At 70.5% G+C, this 17,519-nt stretch carries 17 protein-coding genes and 1 riboswitch; of the genes, 8 read left to right on the forward strand and 9 right to left on the reverse strand.

The window, feature by feature from the left end; translation table 11 throughout:
• Positions 1–124: 124 nt before the first annotated feature.
• From ACIQU4_RS01100 to ACIQU4_RS01135, 8 genes are all read right to left on the reverse strand, one after another.
• Positions 125–1,204: an ABC transporter ATP-binding protein gene (locus ACIQU4_RS01100; RefSeq protein ID WP_403724223.1), complete on the reverse strand. Its 1,080-nt coding sequence runs from the start codon at positions 1,202–1,204 to the stop codon at positions 125–127.
• Between the two features lie 5 nt (positions 1,205–1,209).
• Positions 1,210–2,283 carry an ABC transporter ATP-binding protein gene (locus ACIQU4_RS01105; RefSeq protein WP_403725896.1) on the reverse strand — a complete coding sequence of 358 codons (1,074 nt, stop codon included), beginning with the start codon at positions 2,281–2,283 and terminating at the stop codon, positions 1,210–1,212.
• Between the two features lie 35 nt (positions 2,284–2,318).
• Positions 2,319–3,320 carry an ABC transporter permease gene (locus tag ACIQU4_RS01110; protein WP_403724225.1) on the reverse strand — a complete coding sequence of 334 codons (1,002 nt, stop codon included), beginning with the start codon at positions 3,318–3,320 and terminating at the stop codon, positions 2,319–2,321.
• Between the two features lie 151 nt (positions 3,321–3,471).
• A complete protein-coding gene (locus tag ACIQU4_RS01115; protein WP_403724228.1) occupies positions 3,472–5,232 on the reverse strand; it encodes an ABC transporter substrate-binding protein in 1,761 nt (586 codons plus the stop codon).
• Positions 5,233–5,273: 41 nt separating this feature from the next.
• On the reverse strand, positions 5,274–6,266 hold the full coding sequence (locus ACIQU4_RS01120; protein WP_403724231.1) for an ABC transporter permease: 993 nt from the start codon (positions 6,264–6,266) through the stop codon (positions 5,274–5,276).
• A gap of 553 nt (positions 6,267–6,819) precedes the next feature.
• The gene (locus ACIQU4_RS01125) at positions 6,820–7,560 is read right to left on the reverse strand and encodes an enhanced serine sensitivity protein SseB C-terminal domain-containing protein (protein WP_403724233.1); all 741 of its coding nucleotides are present in this window, start codon (positions 7,558–7,560) and stop codon (positions 6,820–6,822) included.
• A 56-nt stretch (positions 7,561–7,616) separates the two neighbouring features.
• Positions 7,617–8,354, reverse strand: coding sequence for an enhanced serine sensitivity protein SseB (locus ACIQU4_RS01130; RefSeq protein ID WP_403724235.1), 738 nt, complete (start codon positions 8,352–8,354; stop codon positions 7,617–7,619).
• 147 nt (positions 8,355–8,501) lie between these two features.
• Entirely contained in the window at positions 8,502–9,188 is a 687-nt protein-coding gene (locus tag ACIQU4_RS01135; RefSeq protein ID WP_403725898.1) for an AAA family ATPase, read from the reverse strand.
• A 231-nt stretch (positions 9,189–9,419) separates the two neighbouring features.
• A riboswitch (glycine riboswitch) is annotated at positions 9,420–9,523 on the forward strand.
• Positions 9,524–9,707: 184 nt separating this feature from the next.
• Between ACIQU4_RS01135 and gcvT the strand changes: the two genes are divergently transcribed.
• The 8 genes from gcvT (at position 9,708) to ACIQU4_RS01175 (ending at position 16,611) form a co-directional block, all read left to right on the forward strand.
• Positions 9,708–10,823 (forward strand): glycine cleavage system aminomethyltransferase GcvT, encoded by a 1,116-nt coding sequence (gene gcvT, locus ACIQU4_RS01140; protein WP_403724237.1) that lies wholly within the window; start codon positions 9,708–9,710, stop codon positions 10,821–10,823.
• Between the two features lie 124 nt (positions 10,824–10,947).
• Positions 10,948–11,328 carry a glycine cleavage system protein GcvH gene (gene gcvH / locus ACIQU4_RS01145; RefSeq protein WP_403724240.1) on the forward strand — a complete coding sequence of 127 codons (381 nt, stop codon included), beginning with the start codon at positions 10,948–10,950 and terminating at the stop codon, positions 11,326–11,328.
• Positions 11,329–11,343: 15 nt separating this feature from the next.
• Positions 11,344–12,600, forward strand: coding sequence for a serine hydroxymethyltransferase (gene glyA / locus ACIQU4_RS01150; protein WP_403724243.1), 1,257 nt, complete (start codon positions 11,344–11,346; stop codon positions 12,598–12,600).
• A gap of 288 nt (positions 12,601–12,888) precedes the next feature.
• Positions 12,889–14,271, forward strand: coding sequence for an L-serine ammonia-lyase (locus ACIQU4_RS01155; protein WP_403724246.1), 1,383 nt, complete (start codon positions 12,889–12,891; stop codon positions 14,269–14,271).
• A 258-nt stretch (positions 14,272–14,529) separates the two neighbouring features.
• Entirely contained in the window at positions 14,530–14,835 is a 306-nt protein-coding gene (locus ACIQU4_RS01160) for a hypothetical protein (RefSeq protein ID WP_403724248.1), read from the forward strand.
• 207 nt (positions 14,836–15,042) lie between these two features.
• Positions 15,043–15,450 (forward strand): SsgA family sporulation/cell division regulator, encoded by a 408-nt coding sequence (locus ACIQU4_RS01165; protein ID WP_403724251.1) that lies wholly within the window; start codon positions 15,043–15,045, stop codon positions 15,448–15,450.
• Between the two features lie 117 nt (positions 15,451–15,567).
• On the forward strand, positions 15,568–16,080 hold the full coding sequence (locus tag ACIQU4_RS01170; protein ID WP_403724253.1) for a hypothetical protein: 513 nt from the start codon (positions 15,568–15,570) through the stop codon (positions 16,078–16,080).
• Between the two features lie 390 nt (positions 16,081–16,470).
• Positions 16,471–16,611 carry a hypothetical protein gene (locus ACIQU4_RS01175; protein WP_403724255.1) on the forward strand — a complete coding sequence of 47 codons (141 nt, stop codon included), beginning with the start codon at positions 16,471–16,473 and terminating at the stop codon, positions 16,609–16,611.
• 115 nt (positions 16,612–16,726) lie between these two features.
• Here the strand turns inward: ACIQU4_RS01175 and ACIQU4_RS01180 are convergent, their stop codons facing one another.
• Entirely contained in the window at positions 16,727–17,476 is a 750-nt protein-coding gene (locus ACIQU4_RS01180) for a flavodoxin family protein (protein WP_403724258.1), read from the reverse strand.
• Between the last annotated feature and the right edge of the window lie 43 nt (positions 17,477–17,519).

Genomic DNA, 17,519 nt, shown 5'->3' on the forward strand with positions numbered 1-17,519 from the left:
CAGGCCCGGCTGCGTCGGCTCGGTCGGGCCGGTCGGGCCGGTCGGGCCGGTCGGGCCGGTCGGGCCGGTCGGGCCGACGACATACCCCCGCCCCGGGGCTCTGGGCCCCGGGGCGGGGGGCGGGTTACTCCGAGACCGTGGCCAGGGCCTCGGCGGCGCCCGGGAGGGCGGGGTCGCCCGGGGCCTGGTCGGCGGCGTTCTCCGGGTGGTGGCAGGCCACCTGGTGGCCCGTGGCCAGCGCCAGCATCGGCGGCTCCTGCGTCGTGCAGATCTGCGTGGCCTTCCAGCAGCGCGTGTGGAACCGGCAGCCGGAGGGCGGCGAGATCGGCGACGGGACGTCGCCCTTCAGCAGGATGCGGCCGCTCTTCGTGCCCCGGCGGCGGGGGTCCGGCACCGGCACGGCCGACAGCAGGGCCTTGGTGTACGGGTGCATCGGGTTCTCGTACAGCGACTTGCGGTCGGTCAGCTCCACGATCTTGCCGAGGTACATCACCGCGATGCGGTCCGAGACGTGCCGGATGACCGACAGGTCGTGCGCGATGATCACGTACGTGAGGCCCAGCTCCTCCTGGAGGTCGTCCAGCAGGTTCACCACCTGGGCCTGGATCGACACGTCCAGCGCCGAGACCGGCTCGTCGGCGACGACCAGCTTCGGCTTCAGGGCCAGCGCGCGGGCGATGCCGATGCGCTGGCGCTGGCCGCCCGAGAACTCGTGCGGGTACCGGTTGTAGTGCTCCGGGTTGAGGCCCACCAGGGACAGCAGGCGCTGCACCTCCGCCTTCAGCCCGCCCTCCGGCTGGACGCCCTGGAGCTTGAAGGGGGCGCCGACGATCGTGCCGACCGTGTGCCGCGGGTTCAGCGAGCCGTACGGGTCCTGGAAGATCATCTGCACGTCGCGGCGCAGCGGACGCATCGCGGAGACCCCGAGGTGCGTGATGTCGCGCCCCTCGAACTCGACCGTGCCGCCGGTGGGCTCCAGCAGGCGCGTGATGAGCCGGCCCATCGTCGACTTGCCGCAGCCGGACTCGCCGACCACGCCCAGCGTCTCACCGCGCCGGACGTCGAAGTCGATGCCGTCCACGGCCTTGACGGCCCCGACCTGCCTGCGCAGCAGCCCCTTGTTGATGGGGAAGTGCTTGACCAGGCCGGTCACCTTCAGCAGCGGTTCCTCGTCGGAGGCCTGCGGTGCGTCCGTCTTCTTCATGTCGGTCACAGCTTCGGCGCAATCTCTTCGGTCCAGATCCGGGTCCGCTCCTCCTGCGACATGTGGCAGGCGGACCAGTGCCGGCTGTCGTCCTCGGTGAGCTCGGGCCGCTGGGTGCGGGTGATGCCGCCCTTGGGGATGTCGGCGTACGGGCAGCGCGGGTTGAAGGCGCAGCCGCTCGGGATGTTGATGAGGCTGGGCGGCGAGCCCTTGACCGGGATCAGGCGCTCGGTCTGCTCGCGGTCGATGCGCGGCATCGACCCGAGCAGGCCCCAGGTGTAGGGGTGGCGGGGTTCGTAGAAGACCTTCTCGGCGGTGCCGCGCTCGACGCACCGGCCGCCGTACATCACGAGGATCTCGTCGGCCATCTCGGCGACCACGCCGAGGTCGTGCGTGATCATGATGACCGCGGAGCCGAACTCCTTCTGGAGGTCGCGGATCAGGTCGAGGATCTGCGCCTGGACGGTGACGTCGAGGGCGGTGGTCGGCTCGTCCGCGATGAGCAGTTCGGGGTTGTTGACCAGCGCCATCGCGATCATCGCGCGCTGGCGCATACCGCCGGAGAACTCGTGCGGGTACGCGTCCACGCGCCGGTGGGGCTCCGGGATGCCGACGCGGTCGAGCATCTCGACCGCCCGGGTGCGGGCGGTCTTCTTGTCGACGCCCTGGTGGGTCCGGTACGCCTCGATGATCTGCTTGCCGACCGAGTAGTACGGGTGCATCGCGGACAGCGGGTCCTGGAAGACCATCGCCATCTTGCGGCCGCGCAGCTTGCGCACGTGGTCGGCGTCGGCCCGTACGAGGTCCTCGCCGTCGAGCACGACCTGCCCCGAGATGTGCGGGCGGCTGCGGGCGCTGCCGGTGCGGTGCAGGCCCATGATGGCCAGCGAGGTCACCGACTTGCCGGAGCCGGACTCGCCGACGATCCCGAGCGTCTTGCCGCGCTCAAGGTCGAAGGAGAGCCCGTCGACGGACTTGACCAGGCCGTCGTCGGTCGGGAAGTGCACCTTGAGGTCGCGCACGGAGAGGAAGGCCGTGCTGGTGGACGGCCCGTCCGTCGGCCCGGCCTGCTCGGGCACGAACGCGGGCCCGCTTCCGGTGGTGGGGTTCTCGGTCACGTCAGCCTCACGCGCGGGTCGATGACGGCGTACAGCAGGTCCACGATCAGGTTGGCCATCACCACGAACAGCGCGGCGAGCAGGGTGACGCCCATGATCACGGGCAGGTCGCCCTGGCCGATGGCGGCCACGGCCGCCGTCCCCAGACCCTGGAAGTTGAAGGTCGTCTCGGTGAGCACCGCGCCGCCGAGGAGTCCGCCGAGGTCCAGGCCGAACATCGTGACGATCGGGGTGAGGGTGGAGCGCAGGGCGTGCTTGCGGATGACCACGCCCTCCTTGAGTCCCTTGGCGCGGGCGGTGCGGATGTAGTCCTCGCCGAGGACCTCCAGCATCGTGGCGCGGGTGATGCGGGCGTAGGTGGCGGCGAAGAGGAAGGCCAGGGTCACCCAGGGCAGGATCAGGGAGTTGAGCCAGGCCACCGGATCCTCGGTGAGCGGTCTGTAGTTGGACACGTCCAGCCAGCCGAGGCCGTAGACGAAGATCGCGGGGGCCACCATGCCGGTGAAGAAGATCGGCAGGGAGACGCCGGCGAGCGCGCCGACCATCACCGTGCGGTCGATGGCGGTCCGGCGTTTGAGCGCCGAGACCACGCCGGTGGCCACACCGGCGATCACCCAGATGACCGCCGCGCCGAGGGCGAGCGAGAGGGTGACCGGCATGCGGTCGACCATGGTCTCCCAGACGGGCGCCTCGGTCTTGAAGGAGTATCCGAAGCAGGGGGCGGCGCAGTGGGTGACATCGGTGCCGCCGTCGTAGTCACGGCCGACGAAGATGCCCTTGACGAAGGTCAGGTACTGCTCGGAGATGGGCTTGTCGAAGCCCATCTTCACGCGGATGCCCGCCAGGGCGGTCTCGTTGGTCTCGCGGCCGGCGTACATCAGGGCCGGATCGCTGCCTGTGATCTTGGGGACCGCGAAGAAGATGCCGAAGGTGACCACGGAGACCACCAGCAGCGTGGCGACGACGTTGAACAGCCGCCGTATGAGGTAGACGAGCACTGCAGTCGGCCGCCCGGGGCGGGCGGCTGCCGTCCCTCGTGGGAACGGCAGCCGCCGCCTGCGGCCTTCACCTGCCCTTCGGACTAGCGCATGTGCGGTGAAGGCACTTGCCTGTTGTTACGTGACGACTCGACGACTCGTGCCGGTCGGTTTACTTGGCGGCGATACCGACCGTGGCGAGGTCGATCTTGCCCATGGAGTCGTTGAAGTAGACGTTCGTCAGACGCGGGTTGTGGTAGACGAAGGCCTTGTCGAAGTTGATGGGAAGGTAGAGCGCCTTCTCCATGACCTTCTTGTTGATGTCCGTGTAGAACGGGGCGGCGGCTTCCGGAGTCGCGGCGGCGGCAGCCGTCTTGAAGAGCTGGTTGATCTCCGGGTCGTTGATCATCGTGTAGTTGTTGTTGCCGTTGGGCTGGATGAACGATCCGTCGACGAGCGGCTGGAGGAAGCCCGAGCCGGAGTTGTAGTCGGCGCCCCAGCCCATCACGATGATGCCGTAGTTCTTCTTCTTCACGTTCTCGGGCGAACCGATCACGGAGGAGGAGAGCTTGCCGTCGTACTGGTCGATGGTGACCTTGATGCCGACCTTGGCGAGCGAGGCCTGCAGGGACTCGGCCGTCTTCACCTCGGGGGCGCGGTTGTTGCGCACCGCGATGGTGGTCTCGAACCCGTCCGGCTTGCCACAGGCCTTGAGGGCCTCCTTGGCCTTGGCCTCCTGCGGCTCGCCCTTGGTCAGGTTGAAGGGGTCGTAGCTCTTGTCGGCACCGGGGATGCCGGGCGGCAGCATGTTCGCGCCGAGGTCACCGCTGGTCGGGCCGCCGCGGGCGGTCTGCAGGGACTTCGGGTCGGCCGCGAGGATGACGGCCTTGCGGCACTCGATGTTGTCGAACGGCGCGACCGTGGTCGGGAAGGCGAAGTAGCGGATGTAACCCGTGAACGGGTTGTCCGCGTTCTGCTTCAGCTTCTCGTCCTTGAGGACCTTGTTCTTGCCGGCCTGCTGCATGCCCGTGCCGTCGATGGCGAGGTCGATGTCGCCCGACAGCAGACGCGCGTCCATGTCGTCCGGGTTGGTGGTCACCGTGAAGGCGACCTTGTCCGGCAGACCCTTGCGGATCGTGTCGGTCTTCGGGTCCCAGTTCTCGTTGCGGACGAAGGTCGCGCCCTTGCTCGCGGTGAAGCTCTCGACCTTGTACGGGCCGGTGGAGACCGGCTTGTTGGTGTACGTCGCGCCCGTGTCCTTGGCCGCCGGGACCGGCGAGGAGGACGGCATGGCCAGCAGGTAGCTGAAGTCGGAGTTGGCGCTCGCCAGGTTGAAGACGATCGTCTTGTCGTCCGGCGTCTCGACGGACTTCAGACCCATCTTGTTGGGGTCGGTGTCCTTGTACGGGCCGGGGTACTTCTGGCCCTGGTCGAGGATGTCGATCAGGTAGGTGGGGCCGCCGGACAGCACGTCCTGCGCGAAGACGCGCTCGATGCCGTACTTGAAGTCCTTCGAGGTGATCGGCGTGCCGTCCTCGAACTTCACGCCGTCCTTGATCTTGAGGGTGTACGTCTTGCCCTCGTTGCTCAGGACCGGCAGGGCCTCGGCGAGGTCCGGGACGATCTTGCTGCCGTCCTTGCCCGGCTTGCTGTCGTACGCGAGCAGCTGGCGCACGTAGAGGCGCTGGATGTCCCACACGAAGCCGTAGTAGGCACGCGCCGGGTCGAGGTAGTCGACGTCCTGCGGCGACCAGAGCTTGAGCTCCCCGCCCTTGGCGTCCGAGGGGTTCACCATGCCGGTGGTGGCGGCGTTGAAGGCGGCGCCGCCCTTGCCCTCGGTCTTCTTGCCGCTGTCACTGCCACCGCACGCGGCGGTCAGGGACAGGGCGGCGATCACGGCGGTGATCGCGAATGCCTGCTTTCTGCGGATCACGTTGGTCCAACCTCCATTGGTGGGTGAATCGTTGAAGCGGTTCAGCTGCCCTTGGGATCGAGTGCGTCGCGCAGCCCGTCCCCGAAGAGGTTGAACGCCAGGACGGTGATGAAGATCGTGATACCGGGGACCACCATGTACGCGGGGTCGTCCTGGTAGATGGGGATGGCGTCGGACAGCATCTTTCCCCAGGAGGCGGTGGGCGGCTTGACACCGGCACCGAGGAAGCTGAGGGCCGCCTCCGTCAGGATGTTGGTCGGGATGAGCAGCGTCGAGTAGACGAGGATCGGCGCGACCAGGTTGGGCAGCAGCTCCTTGATGAGGATGTAGCCGCGCCCGGCGCCGAGGCTGCGCGCCGCCTCGACGTACTCGCGCTCCCGCAGGGAGATCGTCTGGCCGCGCACGATACGGCCGATGTAGGGCCAGCCGAAGAAGCCGATCACGACGATCAGTACGCCCATCCGGACGCCCGAACCCGAGAACCCCCAGAGGGAGTTGGGGACGACGGAGACCAGGGCGATGGTGAACAGCAGCTGCGGGAAGGCCAGCAGCAGGTCCATCACGCGGCTGATGATGCCGTCGACCCAGCCGCCGATGAACCCGGCGAGCGCGCCGAGCAGGCTGCCTATCGTGACCGACACGAAGGCCGACAGGAACGCGACGACCAGCGAGATGCGGGCGCCGTAGACGATCCGGCTGAACACGTCGCGGCCGTTGGTGGGTTCGACGCCGAGCAGGAAGTCGGAGCTCATGCCGCCGAAGGAGCCGAGCGGCGTGCCGAGGTCCGGGTCGATCAGGTCCTCGTGGAACTCGTTGGGCGGGTGGCCCAGCAGGCTCACGATCTGCGGTGCGAAGACCGCCACCAGGATCAGGAAGATCACGACCACGCCGCCGGTCAGCGCGACCTTGTCGCGCTTGAGCCGCATCCAGGCGATGCGGCCGGGCGAGCGGCCTTCGATGGCCTTGGCTGGGACGTCGGCTACGGACACGGGTGCGGGTGATTCCGCGCTCGTGTCATGCAGTGGTGCCGTCATCGTGGTGGGGACCCCTCTCGGCCGACGGGTTGCCGGCCCATGCCCGCCGCTGTGGCGGCGTTGGTGCGGAGTGGCGCTCGGAGTGCGTGGTGACACGCAGGACGCGTGTGAGGTGCAGGAATTGCGGGAAGTGCCGTGCGGAGCGACAAGAAAAAAATCAGTTGCCGAACCGGGCCTTGGAGGACTGACCGGCTCTTGGGTGGGGAGTCTTCATCGGCGCTGCGATCAGCCGCCAGACCCGCAGATGAATGGATGCGCAACCGTGATGTGAGGGTCGGGTTCCCGTTATCCGGACTTCGCTCTCGCCTGAGCGGATCAAGACCGTCCGTTCGGTACACAATCGGACATGGCGCCCAACTCGCGCCAGGAACATGCCTTTTGGGCCCACAAGGCCGACGAAATCCGGACAAGTCGAAGGCCGCGGGGAACGGTCGTTCCCCGCGGCCTCGGTTGGCTCGATACGGCCGTCCCGGTCAGTGGACCGGGAGCCCGGTCAGTGGACCGGGAGCCCGGTCAGTGGACCGGGAGCCTGGTCAGTGGACCGGGAGCCTGGTCAGTAGACCGGAGCCTGGCCCTCGCGGTCGTAGAAGGGGCGCGTCTGGGCGCGCAGCCACATCGCGACGGGGTCGTGCTCGTCCGCCAGCGCCACCGTGCACACCGGCACGCCCTCGGGCACCGCGCCGACCGACTGGCGCATCATCTCCCGTACGGATTCCAGCGCGGGCGCGGAGGCGTCGTACAGGTCGAGCCCCACCGCGAGGTAGGGCGAGCCCAGCGAGGGCTGCACCCAGGCGCGGCGCAGCGAGCGCACGGCGGGGGTGCGGTGCGCGTGCTGGGTCAGCAGCCCGTAGAACTGCGGGAGCTCCAGGGCGGGCTCGGACAGCCGCAGCGGGCCGGCCGGCATCCGGTCGAGCCCGGTGGCGATGCGGCGCAGGTCGGCCCAGGGGATGCCGAGGCCGCCGCCCTGGGCGTGCGGGTTGAGCCACAGGCCCCAGCGGTCCGGGTAGAGGGCGCGGGAGACGTCCCGGCCGGTGATCACCTCGTAGCCCCGGTTCCAGCCGCTGGCGGCCAGCTCCTGGGGGGAGGTCACGCAGGGCGCGTACCCGAGCCCCTCGACCTCCATGCCGCCGTACTGGGCGTCCGGGGAGCCCGGCTGCCCCTGCCAGAGCAGCATCCACAGGCGGCCCTCGGCGAGGGCGTGCAGAAGCGACTCGTAGCTCTCGAAGCGCCCGGGCGTCACCTGGCGCATCATGTGCTCGACCTGCCCGGCCGCGGCCGTGCCTGACGCACTCACCCGGTACCCCTCTTCGTCCGCCCGTCCACCCGTATCGGCACCCAGCTTAAGCGGCGCTAGGCGAGGTAGAAGGGGCGTACGCGCTCGGCGATGAAGTCGACCACCGGGTCCTGCGCGGCGTCGAGGAGGATCAACTGCACGGGCCAGGGCGGCGCCACGCGGGCCAGGGCCCGGCCGAGGGCGTCCATCGGGGCGTTCCGCATCTCGGGCTCCCATCCCAGCAGCCGGACACCGATGTAGAGCTCCGGGGCCCCGCCCTCGACGCTGGCCAGGCAGCGGTGGGCGGCGGCGACCACGCCGGTGGCACGGAACTCCTCGGCGGCGACGGCCAGGAAGTCCACCGGGTCCTCCTGCCAGTCGGGCTCGTAGAGCCGGACGCGGCCGCCGGTGGCGGGGCCGTCGAGGGGGGTCCGGCCGGTGCGGCAGAGCTCCGCGACGGCGGGCGGGGGCAGCGGGACGCCGACGGCGCCCTCGGGGTTCACGGCGATGCCGAGCTGCGGGGGCAGGCCGCGGGCGAACTCGACGGCGGGGGCCACGGCGAAGTCCATGGCGGGGCCGGCGCAGGCGCGGAACTGGGCCTCGGAGCTGTACACGGGCACGTACGGCGCCCCGTTGATCTCCATGGTGGGCAGCGTGAGGCCGCCGGCCGCGTCCGGGCCGCCACCGCCGGGCAGCGGCACCCAGAGCCGGCTGCGGCCGAGCACCTCGACGATCCGGGCGCCGGCGTCCGCCTGCCCGAGCGCCGCCCCGAGCACCTGCTCCAGCTCGTTGTCCGGCCAGCCGCCGCCCTGCATGTACGCCTCCGCTGTTTCGCCCCATGCTGTCGGCCCGAGGTTAACGGCTCGGACCGACACCGCCGCCGGGGGCCCCGACCGGCCGGCCCTCGGCGCTCCGCGGCCGCCTACGGGCGCCTACGGGCGTCTACGGGCGTCTACGGGCGTCTACGGCCGCCGGAACGCTATGCGGGTCACGCGGGCCGCCGAGCCGCGGTCCAGGAGCACGGCCGAGGTGCAGCCCGCCGGGAGGCGGCCCGATTCCGCGTCGCGCAGCAGCCGGGCCACCGCTCCCCGGTGGCGGGCGAAGGCGTACGCCGACACCCCCCGCCCCCGCGCCGCCTGCCCTGCCAGCGCCTCCTCCGGGCTGGTGTCCAGCAGCAGCAGGTGCAGGGCCCGGCCCCGGCGCCGCGCGGCCGCGGCCAGCAGGCTGCGGACCCACGTCTGCGTTCCGCAGTCGTGGACCACCGCCGAGGCGCCGGAGCGCAGGGTCCGCCAGAGCCCCCAGTAGTGGGCGAAGCGGACCAGCGGCCGATACACCGCATACGGCAGCGCCCTCGGCATCCGGCGCTCCCAGCGCTCGCGCACGTCCTGGGAGTCGATGCCGCCGTCCTCGGCGGCCCGCTTGATCAGCGTGCTCTTGCCGCCGCCCGGCAGGCCGGACACCACGACGATGTCCCCTTCCGCGAAGCCGAGCCACTGCGGTCCGTGCGCGCCCCGGCCGCGCAGGTCGCGTACGGGAGCGCCCTCGGCGCACGCCCTCCGCACCGTCGCCGTCACCGTCGCCGCCGTCGCCGCCGCGTCCACGGATCCCGTCCCGGTCAACGCCAGCACTCCGAATCTCCGCACAGTGATCGCCTCCCCCAATCGGGCCCCGCAGGGGCCCCATGCCCACTGAGTGTAAAGAGACGGTAATCCGGCACCCCCGGTTCCGGTCGGCGCATCCCGGCCGCATCCGTCCCTCCGTACGTCCCTCCGTACGTTCCCCCGTACGTCCCTCCGTACGTTCTTTCGGGCCCGCACCCCCGATCGCCCGGACGGCGTGCAATGATGTGCGCCATCTGGACCAACTGCATACCGGCCGCTTGAATCCGCGCGGGAGAGTCCCGGCACGCCGCGAGGCGGTGCCCGGGCGCCGAAGGAGCAAGTACCTCCCTTGAATCTCTCAGGCCCCGTACCGCGTGGATGAGGCAGATCTGAAAAGCGAGCCGCGCCGCCGTCCACCGCGACGGCATCCGCGTGTGCTCCACCCAAGGTGCAAGTCGACGTTCCCCGGGTCCGACCGGGAACTCTCGGCGAACCTCTCAGGTTCCGATGACAGATGGGGAGGAACGTCCTCGTCATGTCATGCCCTGGGACCCGGGAGCCACACCCATGAGCACTGCCCCCCGCCTGACCGCCCTCGACGCGCTGCACCGTTCGCTCGGTGCGACCATGACCGATTTCGCGGGCTGGGACATGCCCCTGCGGTACGGCAGTGAGCGCGACGAGCACAACGCCGTCCGGACCAAGGCCGGCCTCTTCGACCTCTCCCACATGGGCGAGATCACGCTGACCGGCCCGGAGGCCGTCAAGGCCCTCGACTACGCGCTGGTCGGCAACATCTCCACCGTCGGCGTCGGCCGCGCCCGCTACACGCACATCTGCCAGGAGGACGGCGGGATCGTCGACGACCTGATCGTCTACCGCCTGGGCGAGACCGAGTACATGGTCGTCGCGAACGCCTCCAACGCCCAGGTCGTCCTGGACGCCCTGACCGAGCGCGCCGCCGGCTTCGACACCGAGGTCCGCGACGACCGTGACGCGTACGCGCTGATCGCCGTGCAGGGCCCGGAGTCCCCCGGCATCCTCGCCTCCCTCACCGACGCCGACCTGGACGGGCTGAAGTACTACGCCGGCCTGCCGGGCACGGTCGCGGGCGTGCCCGCGCTGATCGCGCGTACGGGCTACACGGGCGAGGACGGCTTCGAGCTGTTCGTCGCCCCTGCGCACGCCGTCGAGCTGTGGCAGGCGCTGACCAAGGCCGGCGAGGGCGTCGGCCTGGTGCCGGCCGGCCTGTCCTGCCGCGACACGCTGCGGCTGGAGGCGGGCATGCCGCTGTACGGGCACGAGCTGACCACCTCCCTGACCCCGTTCGACGCGGGGCTGGGCCGGGTCGTGAAGTTCGAGAAGGAGGGCGAGTTCGTGGGCCGCGCCGCCCTGGAGGCCGCCGCCGAGCGCGCCACGACGAACCCGCCCCGCAAGCTCGTCGGCCTGATCGCCGAGGGCCGCCGCGTCCCGCGCGCCGGGTTCCCCGTCGTGGCCGACGGCCAGGTCGTCGGCGAGGTCACCTCGGGCGCCCCGTCCCCGACGCTGGGCAAGCCGATCGCGATGGCTTACGTGGACGCGGCGCACGCCGCGCCCGGCACCTCCGGCGTCGGCGTGGACATTCGCGGTACGCATGAGCCGTACGAGGTCGTGGCCCTGCCGTTCTACAAGCGGCAGAAGTAACTCCGTACGCCGTACCGGTGCCGCGGCGGTCCCGTACGGGCGCCGTCCCCGGCCCCGTACCGGCCGTCTCGGTCCGCAAGACCACTGTTCGTTCGCACTCCCCCGCATCCAGGAGAATCAGGTCATGAGCAACCCCCAGCAGCTGCGTTACAGCAAGGAGCACGAGTGGCTGTCGGACGCCGAGGACGGCGTCGCGACGGTCGGCATCACGGAGTTCGCGGCCAACGCGCTCGGTGACGTCGTCTACGCCCAGCTCCCCGAGGTCGGTGACACGGTGACCGCGGGCGAGACCTGCGGCGAACTGGAGTCGACCAAGTCCGTCAGCGACCTGTACTCCCCCGTCTCCGGCGAGGTGGTCGAGTTCAACCAGGACGTCGTGGACGACCCGGCGCTCGTGAACACCGCTCCGTTCGAGGGCGGCTGGCTGTTCAAGGTGCGTATCGCGGAGGAGCCGGCCGACCTGCTCTCCGCCGAGGAGTACGCCACGCTCACCGCCGGCAACTGACCACAGGGGATCCTGATGTCTGTTCTGAACACCCCCCTCCACGAGCTCGACCCGGACGTCGCCGCCGCCGTCGACGCCGAGCTCGCCCGCCAGCAGTCCACCCTGGAAATGATCGCGTCGGAGAACTTCGCTCCGGTCGCCGTCATGGAGGCCCAGGGCTCGGTCCTGACCAACAAGTACGCCGAGGGCTACCCGGGCCGCCGTTACTACGGCGGCTGCGAGCACGTCGACGTGGTCGAGCAGATCGCGATCGACCGCATCAAGGAGCTGTTCGGCGCCGAGGCCGCGAACGTCCAGCCGCACTCCGGTGCGCAGGCGAACGCCGCCGCGATGTTCGCGCTGCTGAAGCCGGGCGACACGATCATGGGCCTGAACCTGGCCCACGGCGGTCACCTGACCCACGGCATGAAGATCAACTTCTCCGGCAAGCTCTACAACGTGGTCCCGTACCACGTCGACGAGACCGGCCGGGTCGACATGGCCGAGGTCGAGCGCCTCGCCAAGGAGTCCAAGCCGCAGCTGATCGTCGCCGGCTGGTCCGCCTACCCGCGCCAGCTGGACTTCGCCGCCTTCCGCCGCATCGCGGACGAGGTCGGCGCGTACCTGATGGTCGACATGGCGCACTTTGCCGGCCTGGTGGCCGCGGGCCTGCACCCGAACCCGGTGCCGCACGCCCACGTCGTGACCACCACCACGCACAAGACCCTCGGCGGTCCGCGCGGCGGTGTCATCCTGTCGACGCAGGAGCTGGCCAAGAAGATCAACTCCGCGGTCTTCCCCGGTCAGCAGGGCGGCCCGCTGGAGCACGTGATCGCGGCCAAGGCGGTCTCCTTCAAGGTGGCGGCCTCGCCCGAGTTCAAGGAGCGCCAGGAGCGCACCCTGGAGGGTGCGAAGATCCTCGCCGCCCGTCTGGTCCAGGACGACGTCAAGGCCGTGGGCGTGGACGTCCTGACCGGTGGCACCGACGTGCACCTGGTCCTGGTCGACCTGCGCAACTCCGAGCTGGACGGCCAGCAGGCCGAGGACCGCCTCCACGAGGTCGGCATCACGGTCAACCGCAACGCGATCCCGAACGACCCGCGGCCGCCGATGGTCACCTCGGGTCTGCGGATCGGTACGCCGGCGCTGGCCACCCGCGGTTTCGACGCCGAGGCCTTCACCGAGGTCGCCGAGATCATCGCGCAGGCGCTCAAGCCCGCGTACGACAGCGAGGACCTCAAGGCGCGCGTCTCCGCGCTCGCCGCGAAGTTCCCGCTGTACCCGACGCTCTAAGCGCCGGCCTGGAAGGGCCCGGCCCCGTATTGCACAGGGCCGGGCCCTTCGCATGACCAAAGCCGTCCGTAGACGCCGCCGTGGAGCGGGAACGTGACCTGACCCACGCCTAACCGCAACCTCGCGCACCCGGTCCGGCAGACGAACCGTTCACTTCACCACGTTAAGCTCGTCTGTCGGACAAAATCCGAACAATCACCCCTCTCGAAACCCCCGAAGCCCCCGAACCACCCGCACCACCGCTCCTGCCCCCTCCCACCCCGCGAGCAGACAAGGGAGTCCGCCACCGTGGCCATCTCCGTCTTCGATCTCTTCTCCATCGGCATCGGCCCCTCCTCCTCCCACACGGTCGGCCCGATGCGGGCCGCCCGCATGTTCGTGACCCGGCTGAAGAAGGACGGCGTACTCGCCCAGACCGCGGCCGTCCGGGCGGAGCTGTACGGGTCCCTCGGCGCGACCGGCCACGGCCACGGCACGCCCAAGGCGGTGCTGCTGGGCCTGGAGGGCCACTCCCCCCGCTCGGTGAACGTGGAGACGGCCGACGCCGAGGTGGAGCGCATCCGCACGACGGGCCGCCTGCGCCTGCTCGGCACCGAGATAGGGGCCGCGCACGAGATCGCCTTCGACGAGCCGAGCCAGCTGATCCTGCACCGCCGCCGGTCCCTGCCGTACCACGCGAACGGCATGACGCTCTTCGCGTACGACGCCGCGGGCGCCCCACTGCTGGAGAAGACGTACTACTCGGTCGGCGGCGGCTTCGTGGTGGACGAGGACGCGGTCGGCGAGGACCGGATCAAGCTCGATGACACGGTGCTGAAGTACCCCTTCCGCAGTGGCGACGAGATGCTGCGCATGGCCCGGGAGAGCGGCCTGTCGATCTCCGCGATGATGCTGGAGAACGAGAAGGCCTGGCGCACCGAGGAGGAGATCCGCGAGGGCCTGCTGGAGATCTGGCGGGTCATGCAGGCGTGCGTCGGGCGCGGCATGTCGCGTGAGGGCATCCTGCCGGGCGGCCTGAAGGTCCGGCGCCGGGCCGCGAACACCGCCCGCAAGCTCCGCTCCGAGGGCGACCCGCAGGCGCTGTCGATGGAGTGGATCACCCTCTACGCGATGGCCGTGAACGAGGAGAACGCGGCCGGCGGCCGGGTGGTCACCGCCCCGACGAACGGCGCCGCGGGCATCATCCCGGCGGTCCTGCACTACTACGTGAACTTCGTGCCGGGCGCCGACGAGGAGGGCGTGGTCCGCTTCCTGCTGGCGGCCGGTGCGATCGGCCTGCTCTTCAAGGAGAACGCCTCGATCTCCGGCGCCGAGGTCGGCTGCCAGGGCGAGGTCGGCTCGGCCTGCTCGATGGCGGCGGGCGCCCTCGCCGAGGTCCTGGGCTGCACCCCGGAGCAGGTGGAGAACGCGGCCGAGATCGGCATGGAGCACAACCTTGGCCTGACCTGCGACCCGGTCGGCGGCCTCGTCCAGATCCCGTGCATCGAGCGCAACGGCATGGCGGCGGTCAAGGCCGTCACCGCGGCCAAGATGGCCATGCGCGGCGACGGCACCCACAAGGTCTCCCTCGACAAGGTCATCAAGACCATGAAGGAGACCGGCGCCGACATGAAGGTCAAGTACAAGGAAACCGCCCGCGGCGGCCTGGCGGTCAACGTCATCGAATGCTGACCCTTTGATCCGGCACGCATGAAGAAGGAGGGGCCCGGCGCGGTGCGCCGGGCCCCTCCGGCGTCCACAACACGGTGAATTCGCAGGCCAATTGAGGTTTGGTGCGAGTTGATCACGCTTGAGGGCGAACCCTCCGCCCCGGGCTGGTTTCTCCATGATCACATGCGCCATGGTGATCACGTGACGTCGCGGCCACACCCCCGGCGGTCGGCCAACCGCCTTGGACCGCAGCCTTTTTGTGCACTGGAGGACTTCATCATGGCAAGCAACCGCAGCATCCGTGTCCTGGCGGCTGTCGCAGCGCTCCCCTTCGCCGTCGCGCTCTTCGCGGGCACGGCCCAGGCCGACAACGGAGCCGGTGCGGGCGTCTCGTCCAACGCCGCCGTCGGCGAGATCCTCGGCAGCGGGGTCGCCGGCAGCAACGTCGGCAACTCCTCCACCACCCAGCAGATCGCCACGGGCTCCGGGGCCTCCAACCAGAGCAACGGCGCCCAGGCCAACGGCGCCGGGTTCACCGCCATCGGGCAGTCCAACGACTCGTTCGTGTTCAACCCCGTCCCGTAACGGACCGGTGACGCGGCGGCCCGCCCTCCCCCCGGAGGGCGGGCCCCTTCGCGTGCCCGCCCGGTTCCTGTGAGAAGACGGGCCCAGCGGCCCCCGGGGTCGGGACCTTCGGCCCGCGGGGGCGGCCGCGGGGTGGGCTAGCTTGCCCGAGGGGGCCCGAGAGGGCCACAAGCCCCCCGGCCGGGACACGACAGAGAGGCGCAGCGCATGGACGGCATCGAGTACCGCGTCCTCCCGCTCCGGCTGGAGGCCTCGCCCGAGCCCGTGCCGGTGTGCGGGGCCTTCACGTACCGCCGCGACCGGCCCTACGAGCTGGCGCTCGACTTCCGGGGCGCCGGGATGCACCTGGCGCGCTGGGTGTTCTCCCGGGACCTGCTGCTCGACGGGGAGATCTGCGCGACGGGCGAGGGGGACATCCAGGTGTGGCCGCGGTGGCAGGGCGGGGAGCCGCGGGTCTTCCTCGCCTTCAGCAACGGCGCGCAGAGCTGCGTGGTGTCCGCCCGGGCGAAGGACGTACGGGCGCTGTGCCGGCGGCTGGTCGGTCTGGTGCCGCGGGGCGAGGAGCGGCGGCACTACGACCTCGACGCCGAGCTCAGCACCCTCCTGCCCCGATAGGGGAGGATTGAGTACTTTTCCTTTTGGTTTGGTCCGGTTTGGGTGCAACCGTGAGCCTGCCGGGAGTGTCCTCAGCAGTGACACCGGTCCCCGCCTCCGAAGAACCAGGGGGACGTCATGAACCACCTCCGCCGCCGACAGCTCGTGGCCCTCGCCACAGGTGCGCTGCTCACCGCCGGGATCACCCTCGCCGCACCGGCCTCGGCCGCCGTTCGGCCCACGCCCACGCCCACGCCGCTCGTCGTGAACGCCCGCTGGGGCGGGCACTGCACGTACGACCGCATCGTCATCGACCTGCGGGGATACGTCCCCCAGGCCACCGTCACCCGCGTCCCCCGGCTGGTCCACGACGGGTCCGGCGCACCCGTCCCGCTGGCCGGGAAGTACTTCCTGGAGATCCGGCTGCATCCCGCCGCGGCGCACGACCGCGCGGGCGACAGCACGTACCACGGCCCGAAGCTGGTCAAGATCCATCTGCCGCAGCTGAAGGGCCTCGCGCTGACCGGCGACTTCGAGGGGTACGTAACCTTCGGCGCCGCCTTCGGCGCCAAGCCCTCCGTCAGCTCCTTCAAGCTGCACGCGCCCGAGCGGTTCGTGCTGGACGTCGCGCACCGCAACGTGTGCCGGTAGGGGTGGGGGCGAGGCGCGGGCGGGTGCCACCGGGTGCCCGCCCGCGCCCGCTCCACCGGATCAGCCCACCGGGCGGATCCGCATCCGGCCCGGGTCCCCGTTGCCGAACCAGTCCTGCGTGCACGCGTCCGGCCCGGCCCGGCCCGGCCGCGCCCACCCAGTCCGAGGCAGGCGGCCAGGGCCCCCTGCCCGTGGGCATTCGGGTGCATGGACTCCTCCAGCGTGCCTTGCGTGTTCGCGTGGTCCAGGAAGCGGAACCACTCGTCCTGGCGCGCGTCCGGGCCGCTCGGGCCCACCTGCTCCGTGCCGAGCGAGCACAACTCGTGCCCGGCCAGCGCGTCGCGCAGGTCCATGTAGTCGGTGCCGCGGGCCCCGGCCACCGACTTGACCATGTCGCCGATCTGCGGGACGAGCGTGTACGCCGCCCAGGTCGCGTCGCGGTCGTTGAAGGGGCAGCCGTTGCTGTCCTTGCAGGACCTGCTCGCCTGCGCGGAGCGCGTCAGGGCTCCTCTGGTCCAGACCGTCGACTGACTGCGCGCCATGGGCATCACGGTGCCCGACATCGGCCGGATCCTCCGGGAGGCCCTCGCCCGGGTGCCGGGTCCGGCAGACCCGACCCAGGCATGAGGATTCCGGTTCTCCTGGCTCAGCGGTGCTCGGGGTTCGGGAAGTCGAAGCGGCAGCCGGCGTCCCACTCCGAGCGCTGGTTCCCGTGCGCCGGGATGCCGCCCGCGCGCTTGAGCAGGGCGGCCAGGTGCATGAGGTTCCAGGACATGAAGGTGGTGTTCCGGTTGGTGAAGTCGTTCTCGGGACCGCCCGAGCCGGGGTCGAGGTACGAGGGCCCGGGCCCGGCCTCGCCGATCCAGCCCGCGTCGGCCTGCGGCGGGATCGCGTAGCCGAGGTGCTGGAGGCTGTAGAGGACGTTCATGGCGCAGTGCTTCACCCCGTCCTCGTTTCCGGTGATGAGCGCGCCGCCGACGCGCCCGTAATAGGCGTACTGCCCCTGCTCGTTCAGGATCGAGGAGCAGGCGTAGAGCCGCTCGATGACCTGCTTCATCACGGAGCTGTTGTCGCCGAGCCAGATCGGGCCGCACAGCACGAGGATGTCGGCGTCCATGATCTGGCTGTACAGGACCGGCCACTGGTCGGTTTCCCAGCCGTGCTCGGTCATGTCGGGCCAGACGCCGGTGGCGATGTCGTGGTCGACTGCGCGGATGAGCGAAGTCCGGGCGCCGGCCGCCTCCATGACCGCGCGGCTCCGGTCGATCAGGCCCTCGGTGTTGCTCGTCTCGGGCGAGCGCTTGAGGGTGCAGTTGACGTAGACGGCGGTCAGGTCGGAGTAGTCGTATGCGGCGGCCACCCCGCCAGCCTGCACGGCGGCGGCCGGGGCCGCCACCGGACCGCACCCGTTCGGGCCGGGTTGGTGCCGGTCCGTCCGT

Source organism: Streptomyces sp. NPDC090741 (assembly GCF_044769045.1).
GTDB lineage: Bacteria > Actinomycetota > Actinomycetes > Streptomycetales > Streptomycetaceae > Streptomyces.

Excerpts from the sequence above, each read along its gene's own strand:
- ACIQU4_RS01120 (WP_403724231.1), bottom strand. The coding sequence starts at position 6,266 with ATGACGGCACCACTGCATGACACGAGCGCGGAATCACCCGCACCCGTG.
- ACIQU4_RS01165 (WP_403724251.1), top strand. The coding sequence starts at position 15,043 with ATGGACGGCATCGAGTACCGCGTCCTCCCGCTCCGGCTGGAGGCCTCG.
- gcvH (WP_403724240.1), top strand. The coding sequence starts at position 10,948 with ATGAGCAACCCCCAGCAGCTGCGTTACAGCAAGGAGCACGAGTGGCTG.
- ACIQU4_RS01175 (WP_403724255.1), top strand. The coding sequence starts at position 16,471 with ATGTCGCCGATCTGCGGGACGAGCGTGTACGCCGCCCAGGTCGCGTCG.
- gcvT (WP_403724237.1), top strand. The coding sequence starts at position 9,708 with ATGAGCACTGCCCCCCGCCTGACCGCCCTCGACGCGCTGCACCGTTCG.
- ACIQU4_RS01170 (WP_403724253.1), top strand. The coding sequence starts at position 15,568 with ATGAACCACCTCCGCCGCCGACAGCTCGTGGCCCTCGCCACAGGTGCG.
- ACIQU4_RS01160 (WP_403724248.1), top strand. The coding sequence starts at position 14,530 with ATGGCAAGCAACCGCAGCATCCGTGTCCTGGCGGCTGTCGCAGCGCTC.
- ACIQU4_RS01130 (WP_403724235.1), bottom strand. The coding sequence starts at position 8,354 with ATGCAGGGCGGCGGCTGGCCGGACAACGAGCTGGAGCAGGTGCTCGGG.
- glyA (WP_403724243.1), top strand. The coding sequence starts at position 11,344 with ATGTCTGTTCTGAACACCCCCCTCCACGAGCTCGACCCGGACGTCGCC.
- ACIQU4_RS01100 (WP_403724223.1), bottom strand. The coding sequence starts at position 1,204 with ATGAAGAAGACGGACGCACCGCAGGCCTCCGACGAGGAACCGCTGCTG.